Consider the following 25,272-nt stretch of genomic DNA (forward strand, 5'->3'; position numbering starts at 1 on the left):
AAACGCCTGATCGACGGCAAACAATCGTCACGATGTTTCCTCAGGCTCCTATTCGAGCAGGAGGCCGACATGAGGATTCTCACGCATGATTTCGCCATCGACCGGCGCATGTTGCTGGCAGGCAGTCTGAGCCTGATGGCCAGCCCGGCCCTGGCCCAGAACACCGGCGTCATCGAAGCGCCAATCCAGGTGGGCGATCACCGCGTTGCGATACAGGTCTCCTTGAATGGTCGAGGACCCTATTCTTTCGTGATCGATACAGGGGCCGAACTGTCGGGCATGCGGTCAAGCCTCGCCCAGGAACTGGGGCTGAGGCCTGCGCGTACAACGAGACTGGCCGGAGGGTCCTTCCAGGTCTATGCCGTCGAAGAGCTTGTGCTGGGCGGAGTCGTCCGACAGAGCGGAGCGGCATTCTTCGGCCTGGAACAGGCTGAAGCCTTGGGTGGGGACGGGCTGCTGTCGGCCGGGATCATCACGTCGGTTGATTCGGAACTACTACACGGTCAAGGACTTTGGCGCGTCCACCCTTCTGGACTGACATTGATGGAGGGTTACGCCCCGGTACAGGCACGCTTGGAGGCCCCGCGCGTCCAAGGCCTGGCCTTGCGGCCTCACGGCCCCGTGCAGGTCGGCAGTGCAGAGATCGATGCGGTGTGGGACACCGGCGGGCCGCACGCCCTGTCTTTGTCGCCGAACATCGCGGAGCAACTCGGCCTGATGGGGCCAGACGTCGCCTTCGCCCCCGTACCCAGCCGCACGATCCGTGGGCGCCCGAGCGTTCCCAGTCGATTGCTGACCGCGCCCCCCATTCGAATAGGAGATCAAACCTTTACGGGCGGTCGTGTTTTGATCCGCTTGGACGACCCCTTCCCTAACACCGCCATTCTGGGCTTTCCCGTCCTGCGAGGGCTGGACCTGGCCATTGCGGATCGCGGGCAGCGCTTCGGCATCCGGCGCAACGGGCTGGAGATGATCAATCTGCCGTACGGCTTCTCCGGACTGTGGCTGGACGAGGCGCGAAGCGGCGTCAGGGTTTCGGTCGTGGGCAGCCGGTCACCTGGGGCCGAGGCGGGTCTGCGAGAAGGCGATATCGTCACCAATCTGGGCAACCTTGCGTCTGCCTTGCGTGCCGTTCGCGGCCCCGTTGGTGCGACTGTGGACATCGCCTTTGTCCGCAATGGGCAGCCACAGTCGACCAAGCTGACACTGCGCGATTTCTTGGCCGGTTAAGCAAGAGGTTCTAAATCCCCGCCGCCGCCTCCGGGTCGGCCACGGCGTCCCGGCCCTCTACGATGCGGGCGGCGGTCAGGTCGGCGGTGACGTTGCCGACGGTGCGGAAGATGTCGGGGATGACCTCCACCGCAAGCAGCAGGGGGAGCAGTTCCAGCGGCACGCCCATGGCCAGGGCGATGGGGGCGACGCTGGCGAAGAAGCTGATCTGGCCGGGCAGGCCGACGGTGCCGACGCTGATGGCCATGGCGGTCAGGCCGCCTGCGACCATGACCGGCAGGGTGATCTGAACCCCGAACAGGTGGGCGCAGTAGATGACGACGGCCAGGTTGGCGACCGGGCTGGTGATGCGGAAGACGGCGACGGCCAGCGGCAGGACCAGTCCGGCCGTGGCCGCAGAGACGCCTAGCCGCCCCACCGCCCGCTCCACCATGATCGGCAGGCTGGCCAGCGACGACTGGGTCGAGAAGGCCACAACCTGTGCCGGGGCGATGCCTTGCGCGAACCGGCCCAGGCCGATCCGGCCCCAGACGGTGGCCACCGCATAGAGGATAAGGATCAGACCGATGATGGCCAGGCTGACGATGGCGATATAATGGGCCAGCACCCCCGCCGCCCCGATGCCGGCCCGCAGGCCCACGCCCATGGCCAGGGCGAAGACTCCGACCGGCGCGGCCCACAGCACCCATTGCACGATCACGATCATGGCCTGGGCCACGGCCTCGAAGAAGATCGCGATGGGTTGGCGCAACCGGCCCGGCAGGCGGGTGGTGGCGAACCCGAACGCGATGGCGAAGACCACGATGGCCAGGATGGCGTCGTCCGCCGCGGCCTTGATCGGGTTGGAGGGGGCCAGTCCCGCGACAAAGGCCCCGAAGCCGCCGGACTTGGCGCCCTCGGCGACCGCGGCGGCCTGATCCGGGGAAATACCGCCCAGCAGGGCCTGGGCCTCCGCGATATTGATCGGCCAGATCGCATGCAGCCCCATGGAGGCGACGAAGGCATAGACGGTGGCGAACACTAGCAGCACGGCGAAGACGATCAGCGCCTTGATCGCCAGCCGCCCGGTCGAGGTCGCATCCGCGATCGAGGCGATGCCGGTGACCAGAAGGGCAAAGACCAGCGGGATGATCGTCATCCTCAGGGCGTTGAGCCACAGCTGGCCCAGGGCGTCGATGGCCGCCACGCTGGCGGTGCCGCCGGGTATGCCCCAGGCCTGCGCCGCCGCTCCTGCGGCCAGGCCGGCGATCAGGGCGACCAGCACCCGAAGCGACAGAGACGACATGACGGCAGCGGTGCGGGATTGGGCCATGCGGTGACGCTAGCCTGTGAATCGCCCGCTGCGAAGCGATGTCGCAGGGCTGAACGGCGATGAACGGCCAAGGCTGCGGCGCGTTATGTCACCGAAGGAGATCGATCATGCCCATTCCCAAACTTTCGCCCAGCCTGGTGACCCTGGTCGGTGGCCTGCTGTTCAGCAAGGGCGGACGCCGCGTCGCCGGACGCCATGCCGGCAAGCTGGCCCTGGCGACCCTGGCGTTCCAGCTGTGGGAAGCTCGCCGCGATCGCCGCGCCGGCAAGCCCTCGCAGAGCCAGTCCCAGCGCCCAGGCAGCAAGGCCAAGGCCCATCCGCGCCAGCGCTGGAGCGGTCGCCGCGCCTGATTGTACCGGTTGTCGAAAAGGCTGGACGGACGCGGCGTCAGCATGCGTGACTGACCGTCCAGCCTGACCGGAGCGTCCTCATGATCACCGTCCACCACCTCGCCGATTCCCGTTCGCAGCGCGTCCTCTGGCTGCTGGAGGAGATGGGACGGCCCTATGAGGTCAAACGCTACGAGCGCAATCCGGCCACCATGCTGGCCCCGCCGGAGCTGAAGGCCATTCATCCGCTGGGCAAGTCGCCCGTCGTCGATGACGGTGCCGTGCGCGTGGCGGAAACCGGCGCTATCGTCGAGTATCTGCTGGAGGGTTCAGACGGCGCGGCCCTGCGTCCTGCGCCCGGCACCGAGGCCGGGCGGCGCTATACCTACTGGCTGCATTATGCCGAGGGTTCTGCCATGACGCCGCTGCTGCTGAAGCTGATCTTCGGCCAGCTGCCCAAACGCTCGCCGGGGCTGGTGCGTCCGGTCGTGAAGGCCATCAGCGCCAAGGCCCAGGACGGCTTCATCGACCCCCAGATCGCGGCCCACACGGCCTATTGGGAGGCCGAACTGGGCAAGTCGGAATGGTTCGCGGGCGACCAGTTCAGCGCCGCCGACATCATGATGAGCTTCCCCATCGAGGCCGGGGGCACCCGCGCGCCCTATGACGACAAGCCCCGTCTGAAGGCCTTTCTGGCAAGAATCCACGCCCGGCCGGCCTATCAGCGGGCGCTGGAGCGGGGCGGGCCCTACAGTTACGCCTGAGTGGCGGGCGGGACACAGTCACAGGGTGTTGAAGGCAGAGCCGCAACCGCAGGGGCCACCATCCGTTAATGAGCCCATGCGCCTGAAAACCATTCAAATCGTGGCGGCTCTGACCGCCGCCCTGTCCTTTGTGCTCGCCTTTATCGCCGCCGGCATCTTCATCGTGTCCGTGGCCTTCATGGCGATCGGCATGGCCCTCCTTGGCTGGCTGGCCTGGAGCCTGATGAAACACATCCGCGCCCTGTCGCGTCGCCGCGTTGCCGGAACACGGGTCGCCAATCGGCCATAGGGTCTTGAACGTTTTGACAGGGTGCCCTACCCTCTTTGGCCGGTCGCAAGCGCCCTGCGATCTCAAGTGCCAGTCAATCTGTCCAGTCGGGCGATAACCAAGAAACTCACGACATATGGAAAAAGTGCCGATGACGGCCGAGGGCTACCGTGTCCTCGACGATCAGCTGAAGCAATTGAAGTCCGTGGAGCGGCCGAGCGTGATCTCGGCCATCTCGGAAGCGCGCGAGCATGGCGATCTCTCGGAGAACGCCGAGTATCACGCCGCCAAGGAGCGTCAGGGCTGGATCGAGGGCCAGATCGCCGAGATCGAGGACAAGATCAGCCGCGCCCAGGTGATCGACGTCTCCAAGCTGAGCGGGACCCAGGTCAAGTTCGGCGCGACGGTCACGGTCGTCGACGAGGACACCGAGGAGGAAGGCCGCTACCAGATCGTGGGCGAGCATGAAGCCGACGTGAAGCAGGGCAAGATTTCCGTCGCCTCGCCGATTGCGCGCGCCATGATCTCCAAGGAGGTCGGCGACGTGGTCGAGGTCAACACGCCCGGCGGCGTGAAGGCCTACGAAATCCTCAAGGTCGAGTGGAAATAGCCACCGACACGTCGGCGCTTTCGATCTGGGTCGTCTCGGACGGCCGGGCCGGTATGGAAAATCAGGCGCTGGGGTTGGCGGAAGCCCTCCAGCGCCTTTTGCCGTCTGAGATCGTTGTCAAACGGGTGCGGTGGCGCGCCGGGTTCGACAAGCTGCCGTCGGCGCTCAAGGCCGAATGGATGCTGGACCCGTCCGCCGACGCGCCGTTTCCGAAAGCGGGTGAGGACTGGCCGGACATCTGGATCGGCACCGGTCGAGCCACTTTGCCGCTGTCGCTCATGGCGAAGCGCCGCTCTGGCGGCAAGACCTTCGTGGTACAGACGCAGGACCCGCGCTGGCGGACGGGTGATTACGACCTCGTGGTCGCGCCGCGGCATGACGGGATCGAGGGGGCCAACATCCTGTCGATTACGGGGTCACCGCACCGCATTTCGCCCGCCCGGCTGGCGGAAGGGGCCGCAGGGTTCGTCGACGTGCTGCCACCCCTGTCCCATCCGCGCGTGGCCGTGCTGATCGGCGGCAAGTCCCGTGCCCATGACCTGCCCGACGCCCATGCCGCCGCCCTGGCCGAGCAGATCGCCGGGGCCATCGAGGCGGCGGGCGGTTCGTTGATGCTGACCTACTCCCGCCGCACACCCGAAGCGGCCAAGGCGGCGATGACGGGGCGGCTGGTGCACCTGCCCGGGCTGATCTGGGACGGCACGGGCGCAAACCCCTATTTCGCCTTCCTGCATTTCGCCGACCATATTCTGGTGACGGAAGACAGCGCCAACATGGCTGCCGAGGCCGCATCGACGGGAAAGCCGGTGCACATCCTGCCGATGGTGGCGACGAGGCCGGCCGACAAGTTCGCGCGCCTGCATCGGGATTTGCGCGACCGGGGCGTTGCGCGGCCCTTCGACGGCCGCCTGGAAAGCTGGACCTATGAGCCGCTGAACGAAACCGGGCGGGCCGCGCGGGCGATCATCAAGCGATTACAGGCCTAGTCGCCGCCCCCGCCGCCGCCATCACCGCCGCCACCGTCCGAGCCATCGCTGGTGTCGAAGCTCTTGTCGCGACCACTGCTGTCGCTACCGCCCAGAGGTGCGGCTCCACCGTCACCGCCGCTGTTGTCGCCCTGTTTGCGCTTGCGAGCAGCCTGCTGATCGAAAGCGACACCCATGCCGGCACCGATGGCGATGCCCAGGGACAACCACAGGGCCAGATCGTCAGTGGCCACCCCGATGGCGACACCAATGCTGAGGCCCAAACCAATCCCGATGCCGATGGCGCTGCGACCTTCCATAGGACTATTCCCGATCTGCCTGTGAAGAACCGTCACCCTAGCATCGCGCAAAGTGGAATCACCGCCTAAATAGGCGTCATGAGCACTCCCCGTACCGTCCGCGTCGCCATCATCGGGTCCGGCCCCGCCGGCTGGACCGCCGCCATCTATGCCGCGCGCGCCTTGCTGCAGCCGGTGGTGATCGCCGGCCTTCAGCCCGGCGGCCAGCTGACCATCACCACCGATGTCGAGAACTACCCCGGCTTCGCCGACGTCATTCAGGGTCCCTGGCTGATGGAGCAGATGCGGGCCCAGGCCGAACATGTCGGCACCGAGATCATCGAGGACATCGTGGTCAAGGCCGACCTGAGCCAGCGGCCGTTCCGCCTGACGCTGGACAGCGGCACCGAACTGCTGGCCGAGACGGTGATCATCTCAACGGGGGCCCAGGCCAAATGGCTGGGTCTCGAAAGCGAGGCCAAATACCAGGGCTTTGGCGTCTCCGCCTGCGCCACCTGCGACGGCTTCTTCTATCGCGGCAAGGAGGTGATCGTGGTCGGCGGCGGCAATACGGCGGTGGAAGAAGCGCTGTTCCTGACCAACTTCGCGTCGAAGGTCACCGTCGTGCACCGCCGCGACGAGTTCCGGGCGGAGAAGATCCTGCAGGAGCGGCTGTTGTCCAACCCCAAGGTCGAGGTGGTCTGGGACAGCGCCATCGACGAAATCCTGGGCGAAACCAACGACTTCGGCGGGGTCAATGTCACGGGCGCGCGGATCCAGAACGTCAAGACGGGCGAGACCCGCGATCTGGCCGCCGACGGCGTCTTCATCGCCATCGGCCATGCGCCGTCATCAGAGCTGTTCGCAGGCCAGCTAGAGACCAAACAGGGTGGCTATCTGGTGGTGAAGCCTGGCACGGCGGCCACGGCTATCGAAGGCGTCTGGGCGGCCGGGGACGTGACCGACGACATCTATCGCCAGGCGGTTACTGCGGCTGGCATGGGCTGTATGGCTGCGCTGGAGGCGGTGCGCTTTTTGGCGGAAGAGGATCACGCCAAGGCCAATCACCCGATCAGCCACAAGGAAGCGGAGAAGATCGGGGCCTGGTAGGCCGATCAGGCGGTCGGCGACCCGGCAGACTGGCCGTCCGGCGCATCCTCGCGCGGATCATAACCGTACTCGGCCAAGGCATTGGCCTGGCGATGCACCGCTTCGGCCAGCAGGTCGACATAGGCGTCCAGATCGGTCGGCGTCTGGTTCAACAGGATGTTCAGCCTGTCGATCTGGCTGCGAGCGAGGCGTGGGCTGACCATGTCCCAGCCCTGAAAATCGCGATGCGTGATCGTGCGGCGTTCGAGAATGTTCAGGTCCCTATGGCGGTGATCGACGGCTAGACGGGCCAGCAGATCCTCCAGCCGGTCGTTGCGACCTTCCAGGATCTGGACGAAGCGACCGCCGGTGAAGGTCAGCACGCCGGTGATGTCGTCGCGCGCATTATTCCGCCGCGCCTCAGCCAGAATGTCGGCCGCGCGGATCGGATTGGTGACCTCGCGCGTGTCGATGCTGACATAGATCAGCTGTTCAAGCGCGTCGGGGCTTGTTTTCAGCGAGATTGCCACGCGCTTCAGGCGAAAAGCTGCAGGCCCGGCGGGGCGTATTCGATGGGGCGACCCTGCCGACGGCACAGGGCATATTCAACGGCGGTCTCGACCGCACGCTCATCAGTCGGCTTGGTCAGAACGCCGAGTGCACCGGTGACCCCATTGCGGACCATGCCGGGGTTGGCGGTCATGAACAGGACGGTCACGCCCTTCTCCTGACCCAACTCACGGCCCAGTTCGACGCCGGTCGGGCCGTCGGAAAGATGGATATCCACAAGGGCAAGGTCGATGTCTTCCTCGCGCACGATCTCACGCGCCGTGCGGGCTTCCGCAGCGGTGCCGACGACCTGGTAGCCCAGGTCTTCGAGGACGAAACGAAGTTCCATCGCAACGATGGCCTCGTCTTCGATGATGAGGATACGCGCCGACATAGTCTTTACCCTAATACTCCGAAGCTGAATGAACCGTGTGTCGTCTAGCCATCAGAACGCGACCACGGATGTAGGGTTTCCACAAACCGTTGTCATGCGGCGTTTTGCGCGGCGCGGCGACGTGAGAGAGCGGTTGCGGGCAGGCTGGCCGTCACTTTCAATCCATCGCTGTGCCATTCGCGCACCAGTTTTCCGCCTAGCTGACCCTCGACCGAAAGCGATGCAAGGGATGAGCCAAAACCTTGGCGGGTGGGTTCGGCCGCGACGGGCGGCCCCCCGTGCTCGACCCATTCCAGGACGAACTGGTCGCGCTCCTGGCGGGTCGTCAGCGTCACCGACCCGGCTTCGACGGACAGAGCGCCGTATTTGTAGGCGTTCGTGGCGAGTTCGTGGAACAGCAGGGCCACCGATGTCGCAGCCTGATCGTCGAAGACGGCGTTGTCCCCGGTCACCCTCACGCGCGGCTGGCCGTCCAGCCCGGAATAGGGGCTGAAGAGCGCGTTCAGGAAGGCATGCAGGGTCGTGTCGCCCATGGAGGGTGCCGAGGCATCGCTATGGGGCCGCACAAACTCATGCGCCTGGGCCAGGGCGTTGATGCGGGTGCGCACGGCGCTGGCAAAGCCCTTGGCCTCAGGAAACTGGCGCGCAGACAGGGCGATCAAAGCCGACACAACGGCGAAAATGTTCTTGATCCGGTGGCTCAGCTCCTGGCTGACCAGCTCCTTGGTCTGTTCCGCCCGCTTCAGGTCGTCGATGTCCGTGCAGGTACCGAACCAGCGGGTGATGCGGCCGTCGGCGTCTCGGATAGGGTTCGCCCGCCCCAGGGTCCAGCGATAGACGCCGTCGTGCCGACGCAGGCGATATTCGATCTCGTAAGGTTCGCCGGTTTCCAGCGAACGGGTCCAGCGTTGGCGTGCCCTTTCCTGATCGTCGGGATGGAACATGCCGTTCCAGCCTTCGCCGTCGGTCGAACCCTGCGGCACGCCGGTGAACTCGTACCAGCGTGCATTGTAGTAGTCGTGGAAGCCGTCCGGCAGCGTCGACCAGACCATCTGGGGCATGGAGTCGGCGATGGCCTGAAACCGCGCCTCACTGTCCGCCAGTTTAACGCCTGTCGCCTGGCCCGTGATCAGGGCCTTTCGTAGCTCCAGCTGGGTCATGACCTGTTTGGCGAGCACGGTCAGGGCGTGGGCCTGCAGATCCGTCAGGCCCTGGGGCCGGGGGCGGCTGTCGATCACGCACAGCGATCCCAGCGGCTGCCCGTTGCTGCTGACCAGTGGAGCCCCGGCATAGAAGCGGATGTGCGGGTCACCCGTCACCAGGGCATTGTCGGCAAATCGCGGGTCCAGGGTCGCATCCGGCACCACCAGGATGTCGTCGCCATGCATCGCGTGAGCGCAGAACGAGAGATCGCGCGGCGTGCAGGTGGCGTCCAGACCCACGCGGGCCTTGAACCACTGCTCATGCTCGCCCACCAGACTGATCAGGGCGGTCGGCACTTCACACAACCGCGCCGCCAGGCCGACGATGTCATCGAAGGCGGCCTCTGGGGCTGTATGCAGGATGCCGTAGGCCTTCAGGGCAGACAGGCGCGCCGTCTCATCGGTTTCAATCGAGGTCGAGGACACACAGGAGCCTGGCTGCGGCGATTTATCGCCAAGGGATTTCTTGGGAAATGCACATGAAACGGAGCCGTTGCAAAGCGGAGCCGTAAAATGAGCGTCAGCGCGCGGGTCGCCCGACTTCTTCGACGGGCATGACCGTGACCCCTGCGGGAGGGGGGGCGGCGGTCGCAGAGGCGGCCGGCCGCTCGTACTCTGCCAGGCGCTGGTTGATCGCAGCGATCTCCTCCGGCGTCGGCTGACGACGCCCGCCCAGGGAGACGACGCCGACCACGCGGGTCTGACCATCGATCACCACGGTGCGAGGAGCCATGCCTTCGCCGTTGGCCACGGCGTCCGCGAGGGAGGCCTCGTCTGTGGCGGCGATCTGCAGTCGGGGCCGCGACAGTCGGGCCTCATCGATGATCGGCTCCCGGCCCGAATAGGCCTGGCGAAACGCTGCCGTCTCGCCGCTCAGGCCCTTCCAGCGATAGAAGATATGCGCGCCGATCTGCGTCAGCTTGTTCAGGGTAGTGGCCCACCAGGGATGGACGTAGTCGGCGTGGTAGTGGGTCGCGGTGCCGACCTCGGAGGCGACGTGACCGGCCAGCATGCGTTCCGCCACCGTCTGCGATCGCTTCCACGCCCAGCCGACGGGCGCCTGGGCCAGGGCACCCATGCAGGTAAAGCTGAACTGACAGCCCGTCGTCCGATCCGCCCCCTCGAACACCACGCCGCAGATGCTGTTGGGATAGTTCAGATCGCGGACACGGTTCAGGATCACCTGGGCCACCGCCTCCTGCCCCTCGGTCGGCTCCAGCGCGGCTTCGTAGTAGATTCCCTGCGTCAGGCAGCGCAGGGCTCGGCGGCGATCGGCCTCGCTGGCCGGGCGAAATACGAACGGCCGCGCCGGGCGCAACAGGCCGCTGGACGGCGTCGCGGCGTTGATCCGTTGGGCCTCCAAGCCGGACTGGCCGAAATCGAGCGTCGGCTTCCCGCCCAGCGACAGCGTTTCCCAGCCTGGCGTCAGGCCGTAAAGCGCCGCCTGCCGATAACGAGGGTCGTGGCGGATGGCCAGGGCAAGCTGGGACGGGTCCATGTCCGCACGGATAGCGAAAAAGCCGTCCGGACCCAGGTCGCCGCCGGTCGCCAGCCTAACCGCCTGGGCCTGCCGATCGACATCTGGACGGGATGTAGCGAAGGCCATCGTCACCGTCAGCACAAGCGCGAGCGCCAGAGGCGCGACGGCCCAGGGCCATCGCGTCATCCGCTCGAAAGATGTCCGGATCGTCTGGACCAAATCCTGCTCCGCGCCCGCGCGTCGGGCTCGGCCTTATCACCTGCCGCGACGGCGGATTTCGGGCCAGAAAGCGCCGGTCTCTAGCGCCCGCCCAAGGTCGAGCGCAACATCCAGGCGAACTTCTCGTGCGCGGCCAGACGCTGGGTCATCAGATCGGCGGAGGCCTCGTCGCCGGCGTCGGACGCGACATCCAGAGCCTTGCGTGCCGTGGCGATCAGGGTCTCGTGATCCTGCATCAGCTCCTTGAGCATGGCGGTCGCTTCCTTTTCAGGATCGCCATCCTTGATCGAGGTCAGATTGCCGAACGCCGGATAGGACTGGGGGGCCAGCACGCCCAGGGCCCGGATACGCTCGGCGATGTCGTCCAGCGCATTCCACATGTCGGTGTACTGCTGCTCCAGCAGATTGTGGAAGCTGAAGAACTCGGGGCCGCGGACGTTCCAGTGATAGCCGTGGGTCTTCAGATAGACGGCAAAGCTGTCGGCCAGAACCTTGGTCAGTTCCTCGGCCACATCGCCGCGCTCGGCCTTGGTCAATCCGGTATGAATGGTGGCGGTCATGGTCGATCCTTCGATGAATATCTAGCTTGGCAGTTGGGGATTGGGCATACGGTCCGCAACCGCCGCGCTTGCAGGAACGCGATCCGGTCCAATACGTTGCGACGCTGTCTCTCCAGGAGGCATCCAGGGGGATAATGGCCAGCCGCAAGCCTTTCGGTCGCGCATTCGATATCGACGCCGGCGTGACCCGCCTGGCGCGCCTGCCAGCGCTGGCCTGGTGGCAGTCGGTCCTGATCGGCGTGGTTTGCGCCGCCGTCATGCTGGCGGTCAGGCAGACGTTGTCGATCCTCTATGGCGACGTCCCCGGCTTCATGATCCTGCTGCCCGGCGTGATCGTGGCCGCCCTGGCGGCTGGACGGGTCGCGGGGCTGACAGCGGTCGCCACAAGCCTGGTAGGCGGCTGGCTGGTGCTGGATGTCGCCCTGTTCGGTCCGGGCATGATCGATCAACTGGCCCGCGTGACGACGATCAACTTCATCATCGTCGGCCTGTTCGCCGCCATCGTCGCCTCGGCGTTTCGCAAGATCGTCAAACGGCTGGACGCGTCGGTCGTGGAACTGAAGGCCAGCGAAAGCCGGGCCACGGAAACCGAGTCGCAGCTGCATGCCATGGTCGATCAGGCCGCCGCCGGCATCGCCCGCGTCGGACTGGATGGCCGGGTCGTTTCGGGCAATGCCCGTTTTGCGCAGATCATAGGCCGAACGTCAGATCAGATCGTCGGCATCAAGACCAGCGACGTCACCCATCCCGACGACATCGCGCCGACACAGGATGCGCTCGAGGCCGCGCTGGCCGGAGGCGAGGGCCATGTCGAGAAACGCTACATTCACCCGGACGGGACCGTCGTTTGGGCCTTCACAAGCCTGCGAGCTCTGACCAGCGCATCTGGCGAGGTGATCGGGTTCGTGGCGGTGCTGGTCGACATCACAGCCGCCAAATGTGCCGAGGCGGCTCTGCGCGAGAGTGAGAGCCGGTTCCGCGACATCGCCGACACGGCTCCCGTCCTGATCTGGGTGACGGCGCAGGATCGGACGCGCGCCTTCGTCAACCAGGCCTACGTCGCCTATCATGGCGGCAGCTACGAGGATGCCCGCACCGGCGACTGGCGCGACATGATCCACCCGGAGGATCAGGCGATGATCCTGGAACAATCCATCGCTGGCGAGGCCACAGGACGCCCGTTCGCCATGGAGGCGCGATATCGCCGGGCCGATGGGGCCTATCGTTGGCTGCGGTCCTTCTCGCGCCCGCGTCTGAGCGCCGGCGGCGAGGTCATCGGTTTCGTGGGTGTGGCCTTCGACGTTACCGATGCGCGGCAAGCCGGGGACGACCTGAAGCGCATCAATGAATTGCTGGAAGACCGGGTCAATCAGGCCTTGGCCGAAAAGGCGCGGGCCGAGGCGGATCTGATGCATGCCCAGCGGATGGAGGCCATCGGACGTCTGACCGGGGGCGTCGCGCACGATTTTAACAATCTGCTGACCGTCGTGATCGGGGCGTTGGATATCATCCTGCGGTCCCCGGACGATGCGGCCAAGCGCAAGAAGCTGGGCGAGGCCGCCCTGGCCGCGGCCCGCCGGGGCGAGGGCCTGACCCACCAGTTGCTGGCCTTTTCGCGCCGCCAGACGCTCAGGCCTCAGCCCGTGGATCTGAATGCGCATATTCTGGAGGGCGAGCCGCTTCTGAAACGCGCCGTGGGCGAGGCGGTCGAGTTAAGACTGCGGCTGCGTCGCGGGGGGGCGGCGGTGAACGTCGATGTCGCCCAGTTCGAGGCGGCGCTGCTCAATTTGGTGGTCAACGCCCGTCACGCCGTGAAGGACGGCGGTCGTATCGGCATCCAGACGCAAAGCTGCGAGGTGCAGACGGGGGATGTCATCGACCTGCCGGCGGGACAGTATGTCTGCGTGACCGTATCGGACAATGGCTCGGGCATGGATGCCGACGTCATGGCCCGGGTGTTCGAACCCTTCTTCACCACCAAGGCCGTCGGCAAGGGGACGGGGCTGGGCCTCAGCCAGGTCTACGGCTTTGCGCGTCAGAGCGGGGGGGCGGTGAGGATCCGGTCGAAACCCGGCCGGGGTACCCAGATCAAGCTCTATCTGCCCCCCCTGGCCGAGGGGATGGCCATAGCGGAGCCTGAGACGGTCGCGGCTACCACCAGCGTATCGAACCGTCGGCTGTTGCTGGTCGAAGACGACGCCAGCGTCGCGGCCGTGGCTCTGGAGTTGCTGCAGGACACGGGGTTCGAGGTGCAGACGGCCGAGACCGCGCCACGGGCGCTGGAACTTCTGGCTGACGAGGCCTTCGACGTGATGCTGAGCGACATCGTCATGCCGGGCGGCATGACGGGGATCGAACTGGCACAGCAGGTCGCACGGGACTATCCGGCCATGAAGGTCGTGCTGACCTCAGGCTATGCCGGGGACGATGTGGATGAGGCGCTGAAGGACGCGCCCTGGCCGTTCCTGCGCAAACCCTATTCGGGTGAGGCCTTGGCGGCGATCCTGGGTGGGTCCGACGACACCACCCAGTCCTGAAGTGACCTAGCGACGCGCCTTGCGGGCGGCGTAGCGGGCGTCGCGAGCGGCCTTCTGCTCTTCCTTGGTCAGTTGCTTGCGCTCCTTGCGGGCCGCGCGCTTTTCGGCATCGACGGCTTCCTGCGCAGCCATCTCGGCGGCCAGTCGGGCGGCTTCCTTCTCGGCCTTTTCGCGGCGGGCCTCGGCCTTGGCCAGTTCATGCTGCTGGCGGATGGCTTCTTTCTCGGCCTCGCGCTTGGCCTGCAGCTTGTCGAACTCGGGGTCCGGCGCGGCGGGCTTGGGCTTGAACCGGGCCAGCAGGGCCTTCTTGGCCTCCTGCTGGGCCGTGATGCGGTCGTTGAAGCCGGTCTGTTTCAAATCTCTCATGCGTGGAGTCGTCGATATCCCTGATCGTATCCGGATGCGCGTGGCGCAACAGGCGAGCGGCGCTCAGCCCAGCGGGTGGCCTAAAGACCATATGGCCTCAAAAATCAAGGTTGGCCGCAGCCATGTCTGCTGCAGCCAACCCCGGTTGTGTGTTCAGCGTGGCTTTTCGGCCTGGCCGACTGCGGCACCCGCCGCACCACCGACAGCGGCACCGACGGGACCACCCACGACGGCACCGGCGACGGCACCCGTGGCAGCCTTTTGCTCGATAGTCGTGCCGCAGGCGGCGGCACTGACGGCTACGGTGGCAAGAGCAAGGGTCAAGGCAAGGCGTTTCATCAGCTATCCTCCAGCGATATGGTCAAGCCGGAACGCCATGCCCCGCCACGAGTTCCGGCGCGATCCAACGGCATCGCAAGCTCGTCCCGTCTTGAAGTTCGCGAAGCCGGCGATAACAATAGATACGGTACGGTCCAATATGCCCGGGCGGCTTTCGACACGAACTATGTAGTCTCGACGTTTTAGAATACAGTAATGGACACCATCACTTGGCGGTAGCCCCTCCATTTCCTGTGGCCGCGCCAGTGGGTACGCAAAACGGGTACCGCGATGTTGCGCCGCACACAAATCTTGCGAATCAAACACATTGAGGCCATAAACGGCTGGCTTAAGGCGCGTCCTCGACGAAACGGGCATTCACCGACCGTCGATATGGTTGCAGCTGCTGCGGCGCACGCCCTTGTCGGGCCATCGCGAAACGCACGGCGGCGAGACTACCCGGGGGCGGCATTGCGCCCTGTCGAATGGACTAGAGCCTTTGTCGAACCCGTCGCTCCAGCGCGTGATGTCACTTGCCGACCGCAAAGCCCGGATCAAGCCCGGCACGGCCGTCATGGCGTTTGGCGTGCTGGTCAGCGTAGCCATTGGCGGAGCCTATGTCGCAGGCTCGGCCGCCAAGGCGACGACGGTTCGCGCCCAGGCCGAGCGAATCCAGGGGGCCACGGCAGCGGGCTTTACCGAGGAGGCCCTGGCTGCGGCGACGGGCCTCGACGAAAGCGCCCTGACTATCGCACGACGTCACGATCCCTATCTAGTCGCCGGTGCCGACCAGCGGGATCGTCAGGCCGAACTTCTGACCGCGCGTCTGGAACAGCTTCGCGCCAGCCAGGCCAGATCGGGCCTGCGCCGTGTCAGCCTGACGGGCAATGCGCCCGCGCAACCCTTCCGCCTCGGCGGCGCGCTGGAGGCGTCGCGCGATCTCGATTGCCTGACCGAGGCCGTTTATTACGAAGCGCGCGGCGAGGGTCGTGACGGCATGCGCGCCGTGGCCCAGGTGGTCCTGAACCGCGTGCGTCACCCATCCTATCCCAAGAGCGTCTGCGGGGTGGTCTATCAGGGCTCGAACCGCAGCTCAGGCTGCCAGTTCAGCTTTACTTGCAACCGCCATGTTCTCGGTCGCCGCAACGCCGCCGCCTGGGATCGCGCCCGCACCATCGCCTCGGCTGCCCTGTCCGGTCAGGTGTTCGGCACCGTCGGCAATGCCACCCACTTCCACACGACCGCGGTAAACCCCAACTGGCGCAACTCGCTGGTGCGCGTGGCCCAGGTCGGTGACCATCTGTTTTATCGGTTCAGCGGCCGGGCCGGGTCGCGCGCAGCCTTTGCCTATGCCGGTCGCTCCTCGACGGCATCGGACACCGCACCGCGCGTCGTCCAGGCCAGTTTGAACACGGCAGCGGACGTCAACGACGGCCCCGTGGCGTATACCGACGTCGTCGCCTCCGATGCGACACCGGCAGCGCCGAAGACGGCTCCTGCTGCGGCTGAAGCCGTCTCGGTCGTGGTCTCGCCGACCGCCTGATAGACCTCAGGACGCGATGCGGGCGTCCAGACCAATGTCCAGCGATGGCGCGGAATGGGTCAAGGCCCCGACCGAGATCACGTCGACGCCCGTCTCAGCAATGGCGCGCACTGTTTGCAAATTCACGCCGCCCGACGCCTCAAGCGTCACCCGCCCTGCGACGCGCTGTACCGCCTCTCGCAGCATGGGCAGGTCGAAGTTGTCCAGCATGATCACATCCGGGCCGTTGCCCTGATCGATCAGAGCAAGCAGCTGATCCAGCTGATCCAGCCCGTCCACCTCGATCTCGACCTTCATCAGGTGACCGACCGAGGCGCGCGCCGACTGTACGGCGGGCACCACACCGCCACAGACGACGACGTGGTTGTCCTTGATCAGGATGGCGTCATCCAGACCGAAGCGGTGATTGACCCCGCCGCCGCAGAGCACCGCATGCTTCTCCAGCGCGCGCAGGCCGGGCGTGGTCTTGCGCGTATCGGCGATACGCGCCTTCGTCCCCGCGACCGCCTCGACGTAGCGGCTGGTCAGGGTGGCGATGCCGCACAGACGGCTTAGCAGGTTCAGCGCCGTCCGCTCTGCCGACAGGAAGGCGCGGGCATCAGCCTCGACCTCGGCCAGAACGGCACCGGGCTCGAAGGCGTCGCCGTCCGATAGTTTCAACGTGATCGTAGCCTTGAGGTCCATCGCCAGAACGGCCAGGCGGACGCAGGCCAGACCCGCCACCACGCCCGGCTTTCGCGCCACGAAATCGGCCCGCATGCGCGCGCCCTCGGGGATGCAGGCCATAGCCGTGACGTCTCCCGCGCGGCCCAGATCCTCGGCCAGGGCCATGCGGACGATCGATTCGATCAACAGGTCGGGAAGGGTCCGGATCATGGTCATTCAGCCGCCATCGGCACCTCGGCCGGTTTGACCAGCCGGGTGTGCACGGGTTCGGGAAGGGTGTCGGGAAAGTCCGAGCGGTAATGCCCGCCGCGGCTTTCATGCCGAGCCAGAGCCGAGGCCGCGATCAGCCGGGCCGTCAGCAGCGGCAGGGCGTCAGGCGTCGTCTGTTCCAGCAGGGAGATCGCGGCGATCGCTCGGGCCAGACCCGCCGCATCGCGCACCACGCCGACATCGGCGCTCATCACCTCACGAAGGGTGACCAGCGCCTCGGGTGACAGGTCCGAAGGCGCAGGCGGTACGATCACGGGACCGTCGCGCAATGTTTCTGCCGCCGCCGCACGTCCGGTCCTGCGCCCAAAGGAGGCGGCTTCCAGCAGGGAGTTGGACGCCAGCCGGTTCGCACCATGCACGCCGGTCGAGGCGCACTCGCCGACCGCATAGAGTCCTGGCAGCGTCGTATGCCCATCCGCACCCGCCGCGATCCCGCCCATGTGGTAATGCGCCGCCGGGGCGACCGGGATGGGGCTCTCGCGCGGGTCAATACCGGCCCGCATGCAGGCCGCGAAGACGGCCGGGAAGGCCGTAGAGAAATGCGCACCGATGGCCGCGCGCGCATCCAGAAACGCGCCGCGTCCTTCGCTCACGGCCAGATGGACGGCGCGGGCGACGATATCCCGGGGTTTCAGGTCGGCATCAGGCTCTGGCCCCAGCAGGTAGTCGCCATGCCGGTCGATCAGGCGCGCGCCCTCGCCGCGCAAGGCCTCTGTCGCCAGCGGCATGGGATCCAGGCCGACGTCCATGGCGGTCGGGTGGAACTGGACGAACTCCGGATCGACGATCTCCGCCCCCGCCCGCCAGGCCAGAGCCAGACCTTCGCCCAGCAGGGCGGCGGGCGTGGTGGTGCGGGCGAACAGCCCCCCTGCCCCGCCGGTGGCCAGCACGACAGCTGGGGCCAGAACCTCAATCAGCCGCCCCCCGGCCCGCTCGATCAGGGCCCCGCGCACACGTCCGGTCGCATCCTGGATCAGGCCGCGCAGGCGGGCGTCCTCCGACACCGTCACATGCGGCGCGGCGCGAACGGATGTCACGAGGGCTGACAGGATGGCCCGCCCTGCGCCGTCGCCCCCGACGCGAGCGACCCGCGCCTTGGAGTGCGCTGCTTCCAGACTGACGGCGAAGTCTCCGTTGGCGTCGCGGTCGAAGGGGGCCCCCAGCGCGGCCAGCCATTCGACGGTGGCGCGGCCGTCCTCGGTCAGCAGGCGCACGGCCTCGGGCTCGACCAGACCGGCCCCGGCCACATGGGTATCGGCGGCGTGAAGCACGGGCGTATCGCTGAACGACAGGGCGGCCGCCATTCCGCCCTGGGCCCATGCCGAGGACGAGGCCTGAAGCAGAGGCGCGGGCGTGACCACCAGAACCGGTCGCGGCCCGGCCTCAAGCGCAACGGATAGGCCCGCCAGACCTCCGCCAATGACCAGAGGCCCGTCGTGATGGATGCGGCTCAACTGCGGATGCCCAGATAGGCCCCGGCGATGCGCAGGGCCTCAGGCAGCGAGCCTTCGGCAAGAGGCATAAGCGCCGCGACCCCCACAGCGGCACAGGCCACGCCGGTGGCAATAAACAGGCCGACGCTCATGACCGCTTCCTTGACCGTCAGCTGACGGCCCTCCGGACGCCAGGCTCCGCGACGCAGGTGGCCGTACAGGGCGATAGCGAGGAAGGCGGCCAGGATCCAGCGGCCCGTCACAAAGCCCCAGTAGACGACCAGAGCACCCACTGCGATCATCGCGACCCGTTCGAGCATCGGATGGATGCGCGCCAGCACCGGTCCGATGGCCTTGGAGCCGTCCAGCGGCGGAGCTGGGGCCAGATTGACCAGATTGATCGCCGCGATCACCGTCGCCGCCAGCAGCCATTCGCTACCGCCGACGGTCAGATAGAGGGCGAAAAACGGAATGGCGGCGAACAGGCCGAAGGCCGGACCCGCCAGCGACACCAGCACGCCGTGCCATTCACTGACCGGCATCCGCTGACCCTTGGCCAGGCCGCCAAGGAAGGGAATGATGTAGATGCGGGCCGGGCCCATGCCGACGGCGTTCATGGCCAGCACATGCCCGTATTCGTGGACGAACAGGCCAAAGATCGCCGCCAGAGCCACGACCCAGCTGCCGCTGACCCACCAGATGAAACCACCCAACAGCAGGGTCGAGATCAACGCCCAGGCCGGGTGCTGGCCCTTGTCCAGCGGGGCTTCGACGGTGCCGCGCGCAGCGGGCGCGGGCGTTTCGACGGCTTTCGGCTCGTCAGGGCGCGGGTCCCAGGGGCCGCGCGGGCGGGGGGTGTTGGTGTCGGTCATGGCTGCGAACTGGCCCTAGCGCGTACCGACCGCAAGCCGCTCCTGACGATCGGCCTCACCCGCCCCATCAGATCAGCTCCACCGCCACATGGTGACGCGCCTTGAACAGGTCGTAGCGGGCGGGCACCACCGGCGGCGGCAGATCGACCATCCGCTGCACCGCCAGGCGCGCGCGCTCGGCCATGTCCTCGGGCACCGTCACCTCGAACTGCAGATTGACCAAGCAGTCGCGGATGTTTTCCAGCGTGATGCGCTTCATGTGCGGGCACATGTTGCACGGGCCGATGAAGTCCACGCCGGGCACGTCGCCCTTGATGTTGGACGCCATGGAGCATTCGGTGATCAGCACGACCTGCTTGGGCTGACGCTGCATGACATAGTCGGTCATGGCGGCGGTCGAGCCGGCGAAGTCAGCAGCCGACAGCACTTCTTCCGGGCATTCCGGATGGGCCAGGATTTCAGCATTGGGATAGGCGGCGCGCATCTCGGCGATGTCGGCGGCGGTGAACCGCTCGTGCACCTCGCACCGCCCCTGCCAGGCGATGATGCCGACGGTCGTCTGGGCCGCTACATTGCGCGCGAGGAATTCGTCGGGGATCAGGATAACGCGGTCGACGCCCCATTCCTTCGCCGCCCACTCAACCACCTGAACGGCATTAGCACTGGTGCAGCAGATGTCGGTCTCGGCCTTCACATCGGCGGTGGTGTTCACATAGGTGACGACCGGCAGGCCGGGATAGCGCTGCTTGATCAGCCGCACATCCGCCCCCGTGATCGACGCCGCCAGCGAACAACCCGCGCGCAGGTCGGGGATCAGCACTGTCTTGTCCGGCGACAGAATCTTGGACGTCTCGGCCATGAAGTGCACGCCGGCCTGGACGATGATCTTCGCCGTCGAGCGCGCCGCCTCCTTGGCCAGGCCCAGGCTGTCGCCGACATAGTCGCCGACACCGTGGAAAATCTCGGGCGTCATATAGTTGTGGGCCAGGATGACGGCGTCCCGCTCGCGCTTCAGCTGGTTGATCTCGTGGATCAGGGCAGCCTGTGCGGGCCACTCCATCGGCGTGACATGGTCCTTGACCTTGGCCCAGACGGGCGCGGTCTCGCGCGCAAGTTCGTCCGACAACCCAAACATACCGTCCGCCATATCCGCCTCCTCGCGGGCTTATGCTCATATTTAGCATAAGCAGGAGCAATGTAGGCCTGGCGCGGCGGGAATCAAGAGATTTGTGGACGATGCTGCATGCAGCAATCGTCAGCTTTGATCGGTTGCGGGCTTCGGAATACGTCGGTTAGCGTACCGGCAATCAGTGCTCTGGAAACTTGTCATGCGCCGTCCCCTGCGACCCCTCGACCTTCTGCTGGTCTCTGTAGCGGCCTTGGCGACCACGGCCTGCTCGCCTCCACCCTCGAAAAATGCGCCAAGCGCGCCAGTTGCAGTCGAGGTCGTGGATGCGCCAGCAGCCGCCTCCGCCTCCGGCACCCCGGTCGCACCGCAAGCTCCGGCCAAGGCTGTGCCGGAACTGATCCGGGCGCTGGCTGCTGCGCCGCAGGGATTGTCTGTGACATCGGGTGAAGGGGCACGCCTGTCCGCGTTCCTCTATGGCCCGGATGATTGTGCGGACCTTGGCCCGGACTCAGAGGGTCCGGAGTTGCCCTTCGACCGCTACTGCGTCTGGCCACGCGATCCGAACGGCGGTGGTCGGCTGGAGGTCCTGACCGGTATCGTGAGCGACCGCATCGTCAGCGTCGCCCTGATCGGCCACTCCGGGGCTTTGCCGGGCTGGGATTGCACCCGAGCACCGACGGCACAGAACACCGAACTGTGCGTCGCGACTGGAACGGGGGCCGATCAGAAGGCGGAATGGAACACGGCCTGGAACACCTTCGTCACCGTGTTCGTCAATCGGTCCTGAAAAAGTTGCGATCACATTCCGGTCGCAGAGCCCGCAGCCATCACGTGAGGCGACGAGACGCTTACTGAACTGTTAGCGGCTGACGACTACGAGGAGTTGGTTGCTGGCAATGATGCGAAAGACCTTCCCCTCTGCCGATTGGGGATCCGCGCCAAGGGGCACATAGGCGCGCTCCCCCTGAACCGCACGTATCAAGGACCTCGTATTCGACGTTCGTTGCGACGGGGGATGGTCTGCTCTGCAATCTTGGAACCGCATTTCTCGGACCACGCAGCTGACCTCGCGCTCTGGGACCGACGGCAGGCGGTACGTAGGGCGTTCGCTTCGGGCGTTGGGAGAATCAAGCGTTACGTCGGCTTCCTCAAGCAAATCACGGTCATCTTCCAGCGCCCAACCGCAGTCCGTGAGCACTCGGTCTAGATTCGCTGATTGAGCAGGCAGATCGAATGTCGCGAGCACGGTTGCGCCAGCCTCAGTGGCGGAGCGGACGGAATACGCCCCGCCGCCACGCATGAAGCGGGCCTCTCTTGCCGGTGAAGCGCTGCGAAACGCCCCGGGCCCAGCTACAGGGGCCCATATCTGCGTCGCCGAGCGACCATCCGCCCGCTTCGCCGTCAGCCGTAACAAGTCTTCGTGTGGCGGCAGACCCGTGATCATGACGACCAGACGTCCGCGCTGACACTGCGCAACAATGGCCTGTCCACCCTCGTATCGTACAGCGGCCATCGTCAGTTCCTGACTGGGATCATGCGCCAGTTCCCAATCATCGTCAGAACCGGCCCATGCAGGCGTAACGGCCAAGGCGAGGCTGACCAGAAAAGTTGCACCAGTGATCTTCATGCTCAGCCCCCTCGTGATGAGGTCAAGTTGATGCCCGGGGCAGAACGCCGTCAAGGCTCAAGGCAGTATCGTGCACTCATGCGCCAGCAACCAGCGTTTGCGCTCAACGCCGCCCGCATAGCCGGTCAATGTCCCGTTCGCGCCTATGACCCGATGGCAAGGCACGATCAGGGCGATGGGGTTCTGGCCGTTGGCCATGCCGGTCGCCCGCACGGCGCGGGGTGAGCCCACGGTCTGAGCGATCTGGGCATAGGTGCGGGTCTGGCCTGGAGGAATTGCCCGCAAGGCAGACCAGACGGCACGCTGAAACGCCGTGCCAGCCGTGCGTGTCTTCACCTGGTCCAAAGCTCTGGCCTCGCCGCTGAAATAACTCAGGACGGCATCGCGAACCTCAGCAGGTGCCTTGCGTTCCACCAGTTCGAAGGCTCCGCAGTGCCGAGCCAGGAGCCGCCGCATACGCGGCTCGAAATCATGGAAATCGAGCGCTCGCACGACCCCGTCCGCATCGGTGACCAGCAGGACCTGTCCGACCGGTGTGTCGATGCGGTCAAGGATGAGTGTCAGCCTTTCAGGCGGCGTCTTTGGCATCGTCACTCTCCAACAGATCGGCAGCGGCCAAGCCGGCCATGTTCAGGTGTAGCGCGCCATAAGCCCGCCAGGGTCGCCAGGTCCCGGCGCGCGTTCGCAGGGTCTCGTCGTGCAGACGGTCGCTGGGCGGGTCGATGGCGTCGTCGATCCACTGGCCCGGCAGGCGCAGGCCCGGTCGCTGCTGAACCAATGGTGCCAGAACCGGATCGCGTGAGAGGTCGCGGCCGATCGCCTCCGGGTCGGCCGACAGGTCGAAGACGCGACGCACGCGGGCCAGAATCCCGGGCACGGCCCGTAGATCGCTGACCGCAAGACGCACCTCGACGCGATCAGGTTCGAGAGGCCGGACCGAAACCTGCCCCTCGGCACCGTCGGTCGCCTGAGTTAGCCGTCGCGACCAGCGCTCGCCTTCGACCGTGTCGCCCCGCGTCCGCAAGACCGTCAGCATTGTCCTCCAGTCATAGGGTGGCCGATAGGGCAGGCTCAGCCGAATGCCGTCATCGCGCGGCCGCGCACCATGACGGCGCAGGCTGGAGGGCGGACGATCGTACAGGGCCTGGAACGTCTCATTGAACCGGCGCACACTGCCGAAGCCCGAGCCCAGTGCCACCTCGGCCATCGTCAGGTCCGTCTGATGGATCAGGGCCTTGGCCAGCAGCACGCGCCGGGTCTGGGCCACGCTGACCGGGGCGGCCCCCAGATGCTGTCGAAACAGGCGGCGCAGATGGCGTTCACCGACGCCCAGCCGCCCGGCCAGTTGCTCCAGATCACCGTCGTCCAGCGCGCCCGCCTCGATCAGGGCCAGGGCCCGGCTGACAGTATTGGAGGTGCCGCGCCAGGCCCCCATGTCGGGGGCCGTCTCGGGCCGACAGCGCAAACAGGCCCGAAATCCCGCCTCCTCTGCCGCCGCCGCGCTGGCGACGAAGGTCATGTTCTCACGCCGCGGTGTGCGGGCCGGACAGACCGGACGGCAGTAGATGCCAGTCGTCTTTACGCAGCTGAAGAACCGCCCGTCGAACCGCGCATCGCGCGTCAACACCGCGCGATAGCAGGCGTCCTGATCCAGAGGGGCGACGACGTTGTCCATGCCGCCAGAATGCAATCCGACCGTTCGAATGTCTCGCGGTTTTCGGACATGGCGGTGGAGGCCCTTAGCCCCGGACCACCCGCCACAGGTGGCGTCCGATCGAGAACACCAGCGAGATCATCACCGCCACCCCGACCCAGGTCAGGATCAGCGACAAAGTGCTGCCGGCACCGATCAGATCGCGCGCGCTGTCGCTCATGGCCCGCAGGCGATCGAAGTCGAGCAGCGCCCAGTCGCCGGCGATGCGCACGGACGCGCCCTTCTCCGTCAGCGTGAACCAGTGGCCGTACTGGAAGATGGTCCAGACGATGGCCAGGGCCACACCCGACGCGATGACCTCCAGACCCGCGCGGAACCGGACCCACTGTGGCCGGAACAGGCGGATCGTCTCGATCCACAACTGGCCGATGGCCAGAAGCATGATCGGCACGAAGTTCGCCTGCCAGATGGGGGAGGCGAAAACCTGGGCCCGCCCATCCGTGATCGCGATCGAGTCCAGACCCGACACGGACCAGAGGCCGCTCCACCAGGACATGAAAAACAGCAAGGCGATGATGCTGAACACGGCCTCGCCACCGGGCCAGCGTCCTTTCAGCGATTGGGCGCGCCACACGCCGCTGGACGACCGCGCGGCTTGTCCGGATGTCGCCTGGCCTGTCCGGCCCTGCAGCGTCTCGCTCCAGCGGTCGGGATCCGACAGATTATACACCGGCAGGTCCTTGACCCGCCAGCTCGTCATGAATCCGGGCCTGTAGCCATAGTGTTCGAACAGGGCGCCGGCGACGGTGGCCGCGCCGATGATGAACAGCCCGCCCTCGATCACGCCGTTAATGGCCTGGCTGATGGCCTGCCCCACATCGCTGCTGGCGGTCACAATGTGGATGACCGCTACGATGACCTGGATCGCCACCATCAGCATCAGGCCCGCCTTGACCGCGAACAGCCACCAGGGAAACAGTTCGGGCCCGATCAGGGATTGCGCACCCTTGCGATAGCGACCGGCGACCACCAGGGGATGACCGATTTCGCGCAGGATCGCCTCGCGCTCCGCGTCGGTCAGGGCGCGACCCAATTCCTCCTCCTTGGCCTCGAACCGGCTCAGGATCAGATCGCGCAGCTCGGCGACGATGTCGTCCCGTTCGCCTTGCGGCAGTTGGGCGGCGACGGCGTTCAGATAGTGGTCGATCAGGTCCATCTCGGTCCCCTCCAGATCGGAAATGTCAGAGAATCTTGTCGAGCGAGGCGTTGATGCCCCGCCATTCGTCCGTCAGCGAGGCCAGCAGGGTCACGCCCTGCGGCGACAGGCGATAGAAGCGCTTCTTTCGCTTCTCCTCCTCGCGCCACTCGCTATCCAGCAAACCCTGGCTCTCCAGCCGGCGCAGCAGGGGGTAGAGAGTACTCTCCTCCATCTCCAGCCCATCCGCCGCCAGCGCCTGACGCAGGCTGTAGCCGTAGCGCTCGGTCCGCAGGCAGGCCAGCACGGCCAGAACCAGAGAACCGCGTCGTAGCTCCAGCCGCATGGTTTCGAAAATGTCGGTGCCGTCCGGCATCGCAGAGCTACCCAGC

At 66.2% G+C, this 25,272-nt stretch carries 27 protein-coding genes; 10 read left to right on the forward strand and 17 right to left on the reverse strand.

Annotation, left to right across the window (positions count from 1 at the left end; translation table 11 throughout):
- The first annotated feature begins 69 nt into the window (after positions 1–69).
- The gene (locus JHC81_RS04550) at positions 70–1,230 is read left to right on the forward strand and encodes an aspartyl protease family protein (protein ID WP_292171244.1); all 1,161 of its coding nucleotides are present in this window, start codon (positions 70–72) and stop codon (positions 1,228–1,230) included.
- A gap of 10 nt (positions 1,231–1,240) precedes the next feature.
- On the opposite strand, the gene JHC81_RS04555 is transcribed toward JHC81_RS04550, so the two are convergent.
- A complete protein-coding gene (locus JHC81_RS04555; RefSeq protein WP_292171246.1) occupies positions 1,241–2,542 on the reverse strand; it encodes a cation:dicarboxylase symporter family transporter in 1,302 nt (433 codons plus the stop codon).
- 107 nt (positions 2,543–2,649) lie between these two features.
- Between JHC81_RS04555 and JHC81_RS04560 the strand changes: the two genes are divergently transcribed.
- The 5 genes from JHC81_RS04560 to JHC81_RS04580 all read left to right on the forward strand — a co-directional run bounded on the left by JHC81_RS04560 (position 2,650) and on the right by JHC81_RS04580 (position 5,499).
- Positions 2,650–2,892: a cysteine protease gene (locus JHC81_RS04560; RefSeq protein WP_292171247.1), complete on the forward strand. Its 243-nt coding sequence runs from the start codon at positions 2,650–2,652 to the stop codon at positions 2,890–2,892.
- 80 nt (positions 2,893–2,972) lie between these two features.
- Positions 2,973–3,635 carry a glutathione S-transferase gene (locus tag JHC81_RS04565; RefSeq protein ID WP_292171249.1) on the forward strand — a complete coding sequence of 221 codons (663 nt, stop codon included), beginning with the start codon at positions 2,973–2,975 and terminating at the stop codon, positions 3,633–3,635.
- A gap of 76 nt (positions 3,636–3,711) precedes the next feature.
- On the forward strand, positions 3,712–3,924 hold the full coding sequence (locus tag JHC81_RS04570) for a hypothetical protein (protein ID WP_292171251.1): 213 nt from the start codon (positions 3,712–3,714) through the stop codon (positions 3,922–3,924).
- Between the two features lie 115 nt (positions 3,925–4,039).
- Positions 4,040–4,513, forward strand: a complete 474-nt coding sequence (gene greA, locus JHC81_RS04575; RefSeq protein ID WP_292171254.1) for a transcription elongation factor GreA — start codon at positions 4,040–4,042, stop codon at positions 4,511–4,513.
- Positions 4,504–5,499, forward strand: a complete 996-nt coding sequence (locus JHC81_RS04580; protein ID WP_292171257.1) for a mitochondrial fission ELM1 family protein — start codon at positions 4,504–4,506, stop codon at positions 5,497–5,499. Before greA ends, JHC81_RS04580 begins: the two co-directional genes overlap by 10 nt.
- Here JHC81_RS04580 and JHC81_RS04585 read toward each other — a convergent pair.
- Positions 5,496–5,798 carry a hypothetical protein gene (locus JHC81_RS04585; protein WP_292171258.1) on the reverse strand — a complete coding sequence of 101 codons (303 nt, stop codon included), beginning with the start codon at positions 5,796–5,798 and terminating at the stop codon, positions 5,496–5,498. The two genes, JHC81_RS04580 and JHC81_RS04585, sit on opposite strands and share 4 nt — an antisense overlap.
- Before the next feature lie 78 nt (positions 5,799–5,876).
- Here JHC81_RS04585 and trxB point away from each other — a divergent pair, with 78 nt between their 5' ends.
- Entirely contained in the window at positions 5,877–6,887 is a 1,011-nt protein-coding gene (gene trxB / locus JHC81_RS04590; RefSeq protein ID WP_292171260.1) for a thioredoxin-disulfide reductase, read from the forward strand.
- Positions 6,888–6,892: 5 nt separating this feature from the next.
- On the opposite strand, the gene JHC81_RS04595 is transcribed toward trxB, so the two are convergent.
- The 5 genes from JHC81_RS04595 to JHC81_RS04615 all read right to left on the reverse strand — a co-directional run bounded on the left by JHC81_RS04595 (position 6,893) and on the right by JHC81_RS04615 (position 11,270).
- Positions 6,893–7,396, reverse strand: coding sequence for a BLUF domain-containing protein (locus JHC81_RS04595; protein ID WP_292171262.1), 504 nt, complete (start codon positions 7,394–7,396; stop codon positions 6,893–6,895).
- A 5-nt stretch (positions 7,397–7,401) separates the two neighbouring features.
- Complete coding sequence (locus tag JHC81_RS04600; protein ID WP_366465620.1) at positions 7,402–7,839, reverse strand: response regulator; 438 nt, start codon at positions 7,837–7,839, stop codon at positions 7,402–7,404.
- A 62-nt stretch (positions 7,840–7,901) separates the two neighbouring features.
- Entirely contained in the window at positions 7,902–9,437 is a 1,536-nt protein-coding gene (locus tag JHC81_RS04605) for a PAS domain-containing protein (RefSeq protein WP_292171265.1), read from the reverse strand.
- 94 nt (positions 9,438–9,531) lie between these two features.
- Complete coding sequence (locus tag JHC81_RS04610) at positions 9,532–10,710, reverse strand: cell wall hydrolase (protein WP_292171267.1); 1,179 nt, start codon at positions 10,708–10,710, stop codon at positions 9,532–9,534.
- Positions 10,711–10,790: 80 nt separating this feature from the next.
- Positions 10,791–11,270, reverse strand: a complete 480-nt coding sequence (locus JHC81_RS04615) for a Dps family protein (protein WP_292171269.1) — start codon at positions 11,268–11,270, stop codon at positions 10,791–10,793.
- Positions 11,271–11,404: 134 nt separating this feature from the next.
- Between JHC81_RS04615 and JHC81_RS04620 the strand changes: the two genes are divergently transcribed.
- A complete protein-coding gene (locus JHC81_RS04620) occupies positions 11,405–13,807 on the forward strand; it encodes a PAS domain S-box protein (RefSeq protein ID WP_292171271.1) in 2,403 nt (800 codons plus the stop codon).
- Between the two features lie 6 nt (positions 13,808–13,813).
- On the opposite strand, the gene JHC81_RS04625 is transcribed toward JHC81_RS04620, so the two are convergent.
- Together JHC81_RS04625 and JHC81_RS04630 are read right to left on the reverse strand one after the other, a co-directional pair.
- Positions 13,814–14,173 (reverse strand): DUF6481 family protein, encoded by a 360-nt coding sequence (locus JHC81_RS04625; protein WP_292171273.1) that lies wholly within the window; start codon positions 14,171–14,173, stop codon positions 13,814–13,816.
- A 153-nt stretch (positions 14,174–14,326) separates the two neighbouring features.
- Positions 14,327–14,512, reverse strand: a complete 186-nt coding sequence (locus JHC81_RS04630; RefSeq protein ID WP_292171275.1) for a hypothetical protein — start codon at positions 14,510–14,512, stop codon at positions 14,327–14,329.
- A 505-nt stretch (positions 14,513–15,017) separates the two neighbouring features.
- Here JHC81_RS04630 and JHC81_RS04635 point away from each other — a divergent pair.
- Positions 15,018–16,034 carry a cell wall hydrolase gene (locus tag JHC81_RS04635; protein WP_292171276.1) on the forward strand — a complete coding sequence of 339 codons (1,017 nt, stop codon included), beginning with the start codon at positions 15,018–15,020 and terminating at the stop codon, positions 16,032–16,034.
- Positions 16,035–16,040: 6 nt separating this feature from the next.
- On the opposite strand, the gene nadC is transcribed toward JHC81_RS04635, so the two are convergent.
- The 4 genes from nadC to nadA form a co-directional block, all read right to left on the reverse strand.
- The gene (nadC, locus tag JHC81_RS04640) at positions 16,041–16,910 is read right to left on the reverse strand and encodes a carboxylating nicotinate-nucleotide diphosphorylase (RefSeq protein WP_292171278.1); all 870 of its coding nucleotides are present in this window, start codon (positions 16,908–16,910) and stop codon (positions 16,041–16,043) included.
- 2 nt (positions 16,911–16,912) lie between these two features.
- Positions 16,913–18,424, reverse strand: a complete 1,512-nt coding sequence (locus JHC81_RS04645; RefSeq protein ID WP_292171280.1) for an L-aspartate oxidase — start codon at positions 18,422–18,424, stop codon at positions 16,913–16,915.
- Complete coding sequence (locus tag JHC81_RS04650) at positions 18,421–19,275, reverse strand: site-2 protease family protein (RefSeq protein ID WP_292171281.1); 855 nt, start codon at positions 19,273–19,275, stop codon at positions 18,421–18,423. The genes JHC81_RS04645 and JHC81_RS04650 overlap by 4 nt, the downstream gene beginning before the upstream one ends.
- A gap of 67 nt (positions 19,276–19,342) precedes the next feature.
- The gene (gene nadA, locus JHC81_RS04655) at positions 19,343–20,422 is read right to left on the reverse strand and encodes a quinolinate synthase NadA (RefSeq protein ID WP_292171283.1); all 1,080 of its coding nucleotides are present in this window, start codon (positions 20,420–20,422) and stop codon (positions 19,343–19,345) included.
- A 181-nt stretch (positions 20,423–20,603) separates the two neighbouring features.
- On the opposite strand from nadA, the gene JHC81_RS04660 reads away from it, so the two are divergent.
- Positions 20,604–21,191 carry a hypothetical protein gene (locus tag JHC81_RS04660; RefSeq protein WP_292171285.1) on the forward strand — a complete coding sequence of 196 codons (588 nt, stop codon included), beginning with the start codon at positions 20,604–20,606 and terminating at the stop codon, positions 21,189–21,191.
- A gap of 897 nt (positions 21,192–22,088) precedes the next feature.
- Here JHC81_RS04660 and JHC81_RS04665 read toward each other — a convergent pair.
- The 4 genes from JHC81_RS04665 to JHC81_RS04680 all read right to left on the reverse strand — a co-directional run bounded on the left by JHC81_RS04665 (position 22,089) and on the right by JHC81_RS04680 (position 25,256).
- Positions 22,089–22,619 (reverse strand): methylated-DNA--[protein]-cysteine S-methyltransferase, encoded by a 531-nt coding sequence (locus tag JHC81_RS04665; protein ID WP_292171288.1) that lies wholly within the window; start codon positions 22,617–22,619, stop codon positions 22,089–22,091.
- Positions 22,600–23,706: an Ada metal-binding domain-containing protein gene (locus JHC81_RS04670; protein WP_292171291.1), complete on the reverse strand. Its 1,107-nt coding sequence runs from the start codon at positions 23,704–23,706 to the stop codon at positions 22,600–22,602. Before JHC81_RS04670 ends, JHC81_RS04665 begins: the two co-directional genes overlap by 20 nt.
- A gap of 64 nt (positions 23,707–23,770) precedes the next feature.
- The gene (locus JHC81_RS04675) at positions 23,771–24,901 is read right to left on the reverse strand and encodes a hypothetical protein (RefSeq protein ID WP_292171294.1); all 1,131 of its coding nucleotides are present in this window, start codon (positions 24,899–24,901) and stop codon (positions 23,771–23,773) included.
- A 25-nt stretch (positions 24,902–24,926) separates the two neighbouring features.
- Positions 24,927–25,256, reverse strand: a complete 330-nt coding sequence (locus JHC81_RS04680) for a helix-turn-helix transcriptional regulator (protein WP_292171297.1) — start codon at positions 25,254–25,256, stop codon at positions 24,927–24,929.
- Between the last annotated feature and the right edge of the window lie 16 nt (positions 25,257–25,272).

It is taken from the genome of Brevundimonas sp., from assembly GCF_016463295.1.
Taxonomy (GTDB): Bacteria; Pseudomonadota; Alphaproteobacteria; order Caulobacterales; family Caulobacteraceae; genus Brevundimonas.

What these genes read in the sequence shown, in the direction of transcription:
- JHC81_RS04625 (WP_292171273.1), bottom strand. Translation starts at nt 14,173, where the DNA reads ATGAGAGATTTGAAACAGACCGGCTTCAACGACCGCATCACGGCCCAG.
- JHC81_RS04675 (WP_292171294.1), bottom strand. Translation starts at nt 24,901, where the DNA reads ATGGACCTGATCGACCACTATCTGAACGCCGTCGCCGCCCAACTGCCG.
- JHC81_RS04660 (WP_292171285.1), top strand. Translation starts at nt 20,604, where the DNA reads ATGCGCCGTCCCCTGCGACCCCTCGACCTTCTGCTGGTCTCTGTAGCG.
- JHC81_RS04630 (WP_292171275.1), bottom strand. Translation starts at nt 14,512, where the DNA reads ATGAAACGCCTTGCCTTGACCCTTGCTCTTGCCACCGTAGCCGTCAGT.
- JHC81_RS04565 (WP_292171249.1), top strand. Translation starts at nt 2,973, where the DNA reads ATGATCACCGTCCACCACCTCGCCGATTCCCGTTCGCAGCGCGTCCTC.
- nadA (WP_292171283.1), bottom strand. Translation starts at nt 20,422, where the DNA reads ATGGCGGACGGTATGTTTGGGTTGTCGGACGAACTTGCGCGCGAGACC.
- greA (WP_292171254.1), top strand. Translation starts at nt 4,040, where the DNA reads ATGGAAAAAGTGCCGATGACGGCCGAGGGCTACCGTGTCCTCGACGAT.
- JHC81_RS04555 (WP_292171246.1), bottom strand. Translation starts at nt 2,542, where the DNA reads ATGGCCCAATCCCGCACCGCTGCCGTCATGTCGTCTCTGTCGCTTCGG.
- JHC81_RS04670 (WP_292171291.1), bottom strand. Translation starts at nt 23,706, where the DNA reads ATGGACAACGTCGTCGCCCCTCTGGATCAGGACGCCTGCTATCGCGCG.
- JHC81_RS04560 (WP_292171247.1), top strand. Translation starts at nt 2,650, where the DNA reads ATGCCCATTCCCAAACTTTCGCCCAGCCTGGTGACCCTGGTCGGTGGC.
- JHC81_RS04635 (WP_292171276.1), top strand. Translation starts at nt 15,018, where the DNA reads ATGTCACTTGCCGACCGCAAAGCCCGGATCAAGCCCGGCACGGCCGTC.
- JHC81_RS04620 (WP_292171271.1), top strand. Translation starts at nt 11,405, where the DNA reads ATGGCCAGCCGCAAGCCTTTCGGTCGCGCATTCGATATCGACGCCGGC.
- JHC81_RS04680 (WP_292171297.1), bottom strand. Translation starts at nt 25,256, where the DNA reads ATGCCGGACGGCACCGACATTTTCGAAACCATGCGGCTGGAGCTACGA.
- JHC81_RS04650 (WP_292171281.1), bottom strand. Translation starts at nt 19,275, where the DNA reads ATGACCGACACCAACACCCCCCGCCCGCGCGGCCCCTGGGACCCGCGC.
- JHC81_RS04550 (WP_292171244.1), top strand. Translation starts at nt 70, where the DNA reads ATGAGGATTCTCACGCATGATTTCGCCATCGACCGGCGCATGTTGCTG.
- JHC81_RS04570 (WP_292171251.1), top strand. Translation starts at nt 3,712, where the DNA reads ATGCGCCTGAAAACCATTCAAATCGTGGCGGCTCTGACCGCCGCCCTG.
- nadC (WP_292171278.1), bottom strand. Translation starts at nt 16,910, where the DNA reads ATGATCCGGACCCTTCCCGACCTGTTGATCGAATCGATCGTCCGCATG.
- JHC81_RS04665 (WP_292171288.1), bottom strand. Translation starts at nt 22,619, where the DNA reads ATGCCAAAGACGCCGCCTGAAAGGCTGACACTCATCCTTGACCGCATC.
- JHC81_RS04615 (WP_292171269.1), bottom strand. Translation starts at nt 11,270, where the DNA reads ATGACCGCCACCATTCATACCGGATTGACCAAGGCCGAGCGCGGCGAT.
- trxB (WP_292171260.1), top strand. Translation starts at nt 5,877, where the DNA reads ATGAGCACTCCCCGTACCGTCCGCGTCGCCATCATCGGGTCCGGCCCC.
- JHC81_RS04585 (WP_292171258.1), bottom strand. Translation starts at nt 5,798, where the DNA reads ATGGAAGGTCGCAGCGCCATCGGCATCGGGATTGGTTTGGGCCTCAGC.